We start from the raw sequence: 1,540 nt of genomic DNA on the forward strand, positions 1-1,540 counted from the left end.
CACAGCTAAACCGGGTCGCAGGTGTTGACCTGACAGATATTGACGGTATTGATGAGAGTACAGCCCTAAAGATCCTATCTGAAGTCGGGTTGGATATGGAGCGCTGGCGGTCTGCCAAACATTTTGCCTCCTGGCTTGGGCTCTGTCCTGGTACCAAAATATCTGGCGGGAAGGTACTGAACCGCAAAACCAAACGTATACCCAGTGCAGCGGCGATGGCCTTCCGGATGGCCGCTTTTACCCTGATGAATTCAAAAAGTGCGCTGGGTGCATATTGTCGAAGAATGAGAAGCAAACTGGGCTCGCCAAAGGCAATAACGGCTACCGCGCATAAATTGGCGCGACTGGTTTACAGTCTGCTCAAGCACGGAAGCAGATACGTTGATGAAGGTCAAGATTACTATGAGCGACAATATCAGGACAGGGTGATGAAAGGCCTGCAGAAAAAAGCAAAAGACATGGGGTTTATACTAGTGCCAGCAGTGGCAGTCAGCGAAAGCCAGCACACTAAAAACTGTGCCAGCATCGGATAGTTACTCAGAAGAAATCACCTGTATCGAAAAACCAACTTCAATCACAGATTCTTTATTTCCTCACATTCATACTACACCGATCTTTATTATTACTCGGTTATGGCTTTAATCACCCTGGGGCGCATGATACCCAGCCTGGCTCATAGCTCAAATGAGTTTTGGGATAAGATTAACAGTTCCGATGCATCGATCACCGAGATAGATCTTCACGGTAGTAGTTATTCCATTTCTGTGAACGGAAGCTCTGTATTCGCCAGTGAAATACTGAAAACATCTTCGTCCAATAGCCGGTTCATTGACCTTTATTCATGCCATGGCGGTACACCCAATAAGCTCAATCCAGCGTCAGCCTTTCTTTTTGCCAGACAAAGTAAAGTCTTATCAGTATTGGCACGAACGGGGATCAATGCTGTGGCCAGTGAGATTCGTTCCCATAGCTCCAATGTGACTCATCAGGTGGTTGGAGATATCTTTCTCGGCAACTATTCCTGGGTCAATCATGCTCTTGAAGGTCATGATGGTAGAATTTTGCTTGGGGATGGGACGTTGAGAATTGAGAAATAACTCTGGCTGGTGCCAGAAGGGGGGGAAGATCAGTGTCGTGGATGAGACCTCTGCCCTCTGTATAACTCTTTTCTGATTCAAGCCCTATGAGTTAAAGTAACTCGCCCTACACAATAATAATGAAGAGCTTATGTACACAAGATTCACTGTGAATTATATCAACAAGCAATCAGGCATTAATCAGGGGATTTTGGGCGCTGCATTTAAGCTGAGCAAAGAAGGCCGCATACCTTCATCTCTCAAAGAAGCTTTTGACCTGCACTTAACCTGGTTTCAGAAATCCCTTCTAACCCCGAACATTTTTGAAGACAGTAAAAGCTTGATGTATAGGAATTTCAAAGCACAGGTAGAACACCTTTCGTCGTATAGTTTTGCCGGATTTTCCTGAGAAGCAGTCAGGCTGTTTTCCCTGATTCTAAAAAACATCAGTTTTACAGGTAATG

Annotated in this window: 3 protein-coding genes; all 3 read left to right on the forward strand. The window is 45.3% G+C overall.

From position 1 onward, the window contains the following. Positions 1–533 (forward strand): transposase (locus ACR2PX_RS16965; protein ID WP_434000544.1); only part of this gene is annotated, 533 nt, incomplete at its 5' end. Between the two features lie 99 nt (positions 534–632). After that, complete coding sequence (locus tag ACR2PX_RS16970) at positions 633–1,097, forward strand: hypothetical protein (protein ID WP_434000545.1); 465 nt, start codon at positions 633–635, stop codon at positions 1,095–1,097. Positions 1,098–1,227: 130 nt separating this feature from the next. Further along, positions 1,228–1,485: a hypothetical protein gene (locus tag ACR2PX_RS16975; protein WP_434000546.1), complete on the forward strand. Its 258-nt coding sequence runs from the start codon at positions 1,228–1,230 to the stop codon at positions 1,483–1,485. Positions 1,486–1,540: the final 55 nt, after the last annotated feature.

This window comes from Endozoicomonas sp. (assembly GCF_051008435.1).
In the GTDB taxonomy this organism is placed as follows: Bacteria; Pseudomonadota; Gammaproteobacteria; order Pseudomonadales; family Endozoicomonadaceae; genus Endozoicomonas_A.

What these genes read in the sequence shown, in the direction of transcription:
- ACR2PX_RS16975 (WP_434000546.1), top strand. Translation starts at nt 1,228, where the DNA reads ATGTACACAAGATTCACTGTGAATTATATCAACAAGCAATCAGGCATT.
- ACR2PX_RS16970 (WP_434000545.1), top strand. Translation starts at nt 633, where the DNA reads ATGGCTTTAATCACCCTGGGGCGCATGATACCCAGCCTGGCTCATAGC.